General features: G+C 65.4%; 2 protein-coding genes. Both read left to right on the top strand.

Annotated elements, in window-relative coordinates:
• The first annotated feature begins 208 nt into the window (after positions 1-208).
• The gene (locus PMN64_RS13710; protein WP_411781062.1) at positions 209-1,699 is read left to right on the top strand and encodes a Y-family DNA polymerase; all 1,491 of its coding nucleotides are present in this window, start codon (positions 209-211) and stop codon (positions 1,697-1,699) included.
• Positions 1,696-5,217 (top strand): error-prone DNA polymerase, encoded by a 3,522-nt coding sequence (locus tag PMN64_RS13705; RefSeq protein ID WP_411781061.1) that lies wholly within the window; start codon positions 1,696-1,698, stop codon positions 5,215-5,217. The genes PMN64_RS13710 and PMN64_RS13705 overlap by 4 nt, the downstream gene beginning before the upstream one ends.
• The last annotated feature ends 1,073 nt before the right edge of the window (positions 5,218-6,290 follow it).

Raw genomic sequence — 6,290 nt, 5'->3', positions numbered from 1 at the left:
ATCTACACTATACCATGGTCGTCGGCAGCGTCAGATGTGTATAAGAGACAGGGGTGGGGGTCTCGCCACGAGTCCCGCTGAGGAGAGAGCCCCCACCCGGATCGCATCTCACGATGCGATCCGGCCTAAGAGCGAGCTTCGCTCGTCTCGACCCCCGCAAGCGGGAGAGGCGAAGAAAGACCACCGACTTTTTTTACAAACGACAACGGTGCAAGAACTCCCCAGCGTTGTCGTCGCAAAAGACCACAACGCCATCCTGCTGCACGCGATCGACGAGGCCGCGGTGCGCGCCGGGCTGTCGATCGGGCTGCCGCTCGCCAATGCGCGGGCGATCTGTCCGGAGCTCACGGTCTATGATGCCGATCCCGCCGCCGACCTGAAGACGCTGAACGACATCGCCGACTGGTGCGACCGCTTCACGCCGCTGGTCGCGCTCGATCTGCCTTACGGTCTGTTTCTCGACATCACCGGCTGCGCGCATCTGTTCGGCGGCGAGCGCGCGCTGCTGCAGACCGTGACGGGGGCGCTGAGCCGGCGCGGCTTTGCCGTCAGCGCGGCGATTGCCGGCACCTCGATCGCGGCGCGTACGCTGACGCGCACCGCCTCGGGCAAGATTGTCGCCGATGGCGAGGAGGCGGCGGCGGTCGGCCCGCTGCCGGTGTCGGCGCTCGGTGCCGATGCCGCTGTCACCACCGGCCTGCGCCGTGCCGGCTTGAAGACCATCGGCGATGTCGCCTCCCGCGCGCCGCATGAAATCTCGGCGCGGTTCGGTGCGGCTTTCACCACCTTGCTCAGCCACGCGCTCGGGCAGGGCGATGCCCCGATCAGCCCGCGCAAGCCGCTGCCCGACTACATCGTCGAGAAGCGTTTCCCCGAGCCGGTCGCGACCGACACCGTGATCGCGCTGACGCTCTCGAGCCTCGCCAAGATGCTGGTTGCGGCGATGGACAAGCAGGGCAAGGGCGCGCGGCAGCTGGAAGCGAGCTTCTTCCGCACCGACGGCGCGGTGCGCGCGATCATGGTCGAGACCGGGCGTCCGGTGACGCGGCCCGAGATGATCGACCGCCTGTTCCGCGAGCGGCTCGATGCGCTGAACGATCCGCTCGATCCCGGCTTCGGCTTCGATCTCATTCGCCTCGCCGCAGGGCGTACCGAGATCGTGGTGCAGCAGCAGCGCGATCTCGACGCGTCAGTGCACGACAATGACGAGCTCTCGGCGCTGATCGACCGCATCGCCGCCCGCATCGGCGGAAAACGCGTCGTCGTGCATCTGCCGCTGGAGAGCCACATCCCCGAACGATCGGCGCTGGCACTGCCGGCGCAGCATCATCTGGCCGCGGCCAGCGCCGCCGCCTGGCCGGAACGGGTCGCCGGCGAACCGCCGCTGCGTCCGCTCAGGCTGTTCGAGCGGCCCGAACCGATCAAGGTGCCGTTCGCGACCGTGCCCGACGGTCCGCCGCATCAATTCACCTGGCGACGCGCGCAGCATGACGTGGTGCGGGTCGAGGGCCCCGAGCGCATCGCGATGGAATGGTGGCAGCAGGACGGCGCGTCGCTGACGCGCGATTACTTCCGCGTCGAGGACGCTGAGGGCCAGCGCTTCTGGATCTTTCGCGACGGCCTCTACGAGAGCGAGCTGCGCGACGAGGAAGGCAAGCCCGTCCCGGCCAGCTGGTATGTGCACGGGCTGTTCGCATGAGCACACCTCCACCCGAATATGCCGAGATCGGCATCACCAGCAATTTCTCCTTCCTGCGCGGCGGTTCCGATCCGCGCGCCTATGTTCATCAGGCGAGCGAACTCGGGATTCCCGTGATCGGGCTCGCCGATCACAACACGCTGGCCGGCGTGGTGCGCGCCTGGAAGGAGCTCGACAGCGAGAAGGTCGCCCATCCGCCAAAGCTTTTGATCGGCGCCCGCATCGTCTTCATCGACTCTACGCCCGACATCCTGGTCTATCCGCGCGATCGCGCCGCCTATGGACGGCTGTGCCAGCTCTTGACCCGCGGCAAGCGCGGCGGTGGCATCGAGCGCATCGAGAAGGGCGACTGCCGGCTTACCCTGTCCGATCTCATCGACTTCGCCGAAGGCCAGCTTCTGGTGCTGGCGCTGCCGCATCGCTTCGAGGCGCCTGTTGCGCTCGATATCCTTGCGCAACTGAAGGCAAGCGCCGCCGACGGCGTCTGGCTCGCCGCAAGCCTGCTCTATCGCGGCGACGACAGGCGCCGCCTTGCGCGGCTGCATGGCCTCGCCACTGATGCCGGTGTGCCGCTGCTCGCCACCAATGAGGTGCTCTATCACCATCCGGCGCGCCGCCCGCTGCAGGACGTGCTGACCTGCATCCGCGAAAAGACCACGATCGAGGCGGTCGGCCGCAGGCTCGAGGCCAATGCCGAGCGGCATCTCAAGCCGGCGCATGAAATGATCAGGCTGTTCCGCGATCTGCCGGACGCGATCGCGGAAACCATGCGCTTTGCCGCGCGCATCTCTTTCTCGCTCGACCAGCTCAAATATCAGTATCCCGACGAGCCGGTGCCGCCGGGCAAGACCGCGCAGCAGCATCTGGAAGATCTGACCTGGGCAGGTGTCGACAAATATTTCGGCGGCGAGATCGACGAAAAGCTTCGCACCACCCTGAACAAGGAGCTCGCGCTGATCGCCGAGCTGAAATACGCGCATTACTTCCTCACCGTGCACGACATCGTGCACTATGCGCGTAGCCAGAACATCCTGTGCCAGGGGCGCGGTTCGGCGGCGAATTCCGCGGTCTGCTTCGTGCTCGGCGTCACCTCGGTCGATCCGACCAAGGTCGATCTGTTGTTCGAGCGCTTCATCTCCAAGGAGCGGCTGGAGCCGCCCGACATCGACGTCGATTTCGAGCATTCGCGGCGCGAGGAGGTGATGCAATATGTCTACAGCCGCTACGGCCGCCACCGTGCCGCGATCATCGCCACCGTGATCCATTATCGCCCGCGCAGCGCGATCCGTGATGTCGGCAAGGCGCTCGGGTTGACCGAGGACGTCACCGCGGCGCTCGCCGACACCGTGTGGGGCAGCTGGGGCAAGGGCCTCAACGACATGCAGGTGCGCCAGGCCGGGCTCGATCCCAAAAATGCGATGATCAACCTCGCAGTCGAGCTCGCCACCGAGCTGATCGAGTTTCCGCGCCATCTCTCGCAGCATGTCGGCGGCTACGTGCTGACCCAGGACCGGCTCGACACCTATGTGCCGATCGGCAACGCCGCGATGGACGACCGCACCTTCATCGAATGGGACAAGGACGACGTCGACGCCCTTAGCATGATGAAGGTCGACGTGCTGGCGCTGGGCATGCTGACCTGCATCCGCAAATGCTTCGACCTGATCGCCGACCACAAGGGCGAGCGCCGGGAGCTCGCCACCGTCCCGCAGGACGAAGAAGAAGTTTACGACATGCTGTGTCGCGGCGAGTCGCTCGGCGTGTTCCAGGTCGAGAGCCGGGCGCAAATGAATATGCTGCCGCGGCTGAAGCCGCGCACCTTCTACGATCTCGTCATCGAGGTCGCGATCGTGCGTCCCGGTCCGATCCAGGGCGACATGGTGCATCCTTATCTGCGCCGGCGTAACAAGCAGGAGCGGGTGACTTATCCATCGCCGGCGCCCGACCAGGGCGACAAGGACGAACTCTACAACGTGCTGCACAAGACGCTCGGCGTGCCGCTGTTTCAGGAGCAGGCGATGCGGATCGCGATCGAGGCGGCAAAGTTCACCTCCGAGGAAGCCAACGGCCTGCGCCGCTCGATGGCGACCTTCCGCAATCTCGGCACCATCGGCAGCTACGAGGAGAAGCTGGTCGGCAACATGGTGGCGCGCGGCTACAATCCGGACTTCGCCCGCAGCTGCTTCGACCAGATCAAGGGCTTCGGCTCTTACGGCTTCCCGGAAAGCCATGCCGCGAGTTTCGCCCAGCTCGTCTACATCTCCTCCTGGCTGAAGCACCATCATCCCGATGCATTCTGCTGCGGTCTGCTCAACTCGCAGCCGATGGGCTTCTATGCCCCGGCCCAGATCGTCGGTGACGCCCGCAAGAACGGCGTCACGGTGCGCGAGGTCGATGTCTCCCATAGCTTTGCGCAGAATACGCTGGAGGAGCGCGACGGGAAATACTGCGCGGTGCGGCTCGGCTTCCGCCAGATCGACGGATTTCACTGGCTGGATGAGGACGAGGAGCGGCTGAAACGAATGCAGGCCAGCCACAGAGGGACTGCGTTCCCTCTCCCGCTTGCGGGGTCCGAGGCGAGCGAAGCTCGCTCTCGAGGTCGGGGTGTGGGTATCTCCACGAGTCCCACTGAGGAGAGAGCCCCCGCCCGCAGCGCATCTGCGCTGCGGTCTCCCCCGCAAGCGGGAGAGGCGAAGCAAGAGCAGGACTGGGCCGACCGCATCGTCGCCGCGCGCAACCGCCGGCCGTTCACCTCGCTGGAAGACTTCGCCCGCGACACCGGCTTGCCCAAGCGCGCGCTGATCCTGCTCGCCGACGCCGACGCGTTCCGCTCGCTCGGGCTCGACCGCCGCGAGGCGCTGTGGGCGGTGCGGCGGTTGCCCGACGACGTGCCGCTACCGCTGTTCGAGACCGCCACCGCGCGCGAGCAGCCGGATGAGGGCGCCAAGCCGCTGCCGGAGATGCCACGTCCGGAGCAGGTGGTCGCCGACTATCAGACCATTCGCCTGTCGCTGAAGGGCCATCCGATGGAGTTTTTGCGCGACACCTTCACGAAGGAGCGCGTCGTCGCCTGTCACACCATCAACCAGAGCAACGACCGCCGCCGCGTCCGCTGTGCCGGCGTCGTGCTGGTGCGGCAGCGGCCGGGCAGCGCCAAGGGCGTCGTGTTCATGACGCTGGAGGACGAGACCGGCATCGCCAACATCGTGGTGTGGCCGAAGGTGATGGAGCAGTACCGCAAGGAGGTGATGGGCGCGCGCCTGATCCTGGTCGAGGGCTATATCCAGAGCAGTCCCGAGGGCGTGACACATCTGGTGGCGCAGCGCATGACCGATCGCTCCCACGATCTGATCGGCCTCGCCAATGAATCCTTGAGCCGCAAGCATCCCGTGCCCGCGGGCCCCGCGCTGATCGAGCCGCTCAACGACGACCGCCGCGATCACGGCGACAACTCGCCGCAAAAGATCCGCCACCCGCGCAACGTCCGCATCCTGCCGCCGTCCCGCGATTTCCATTGAGGCTCGCGGCGCAACTCTTTCACCGTCACCCTGAGGAGGCCGCGAAGCGGCCGTCTCGAAGGGCGACGGCCCGGCTTTCTCCGCGCGACTGCCAGCGGAGCCGTGCATCCTTCGAGGCGCGCAAGCGCGCGCACCTCAGGATGACGGTATCCTCTATCCACGTTATCGCGATCGAAACGAAACAATCCCATCCTATGCCGTCAATCCTCGAATATTTTATTCGGCTTTTCGGAATTTAACTTGACGGCAGACCCAACTCAGATGTTCAATATGCCCGTCTCGCCCGATCGAGGGGCGCTTCGCGGTCGTCACGAACGCGGTCGAGATGCGGTGGACGCCGATTGCGCGACTGACGAGTGCGCATGAGGCGGACGGCGAAATCGTGCAGGCCTGACGCCCTAGCGGCAGGTGTCCTCTCGCAAAGCGGCAAGCGTTTTGCGAGGGCGGTGACAAAAAAGCCCAGTCTCGCCGGGGAGAGCACGTATAAGCTGTAAGCCATCGCGCAGGGAAAGCCGGATTGCTCCGGTTACACCTGTGGTCCTACCCCCGTGCTTTCTACTTTTTGCACGGGGCCCATGGGTGCGATCGGCACCCGGCTTTCCCTGCGCCCTCTTCAAGAGAGAGGGCGGAACGAAGAGCAAAGCTCGGACAAAACATGTCGCGAGAACGCGGAAGTTTGACTCAGAAGCCGCCACACATTCGGTGTCGTCCCTGCGAAAGCAGGGACCCATAACCACCGATGGTCATTGTTGAGCCGTGCTGCAACGACGAGCCCCCTCCACAACAACCGCCACGGAGTATGGGTCCCTGCTCCCGTGCGCAATTGCGCACTAGGCAGGGACGACAGCGGAGGACGCGCCCTCTCGGCTCAAGCACGACCGTCTCTGGAATACTGGATCGCCCGCAGGTGATGACACCCGTGTGTTTGTCACCATGAATCGAGGACCATCCACCGCCGTCGTCCTGGCCCACCGTGCGCATTGCGCACTAGGCCAGAACGACGGTTGAGCAGATCGTCAGCCCGTGTCCGTCACCGTCATGCTGAGGAGGCCGCGCAGCGGCCGTCTCGAAAC

The sequence above is a fragment of the Bradyrhizobium sp. UFLA01-814 genome (assembly GCF_046718885.1).
In the GTDB taxonomy this organism is placed as follows: Bacteria; Pseudomonadota; Alphaproteobacteria; order Rhizobiales; family Xanthobacteraceae; genus Bradyrhizobium; species Bradyrhizobium elkanii.
This window is presented reverse-complemented; position numbering and strand designations above follow the sequence as displayed.

Bases quoted from the DNA above. Each gene is read 5' to 3' on its own strand.
- PMN64_RS13705 (WP_411781061.1), top strand. From the start codon at position 1,696: ATGAGCACACCTCCACCCGAATATGCCGAGATCGGCATCACCAGCAAT.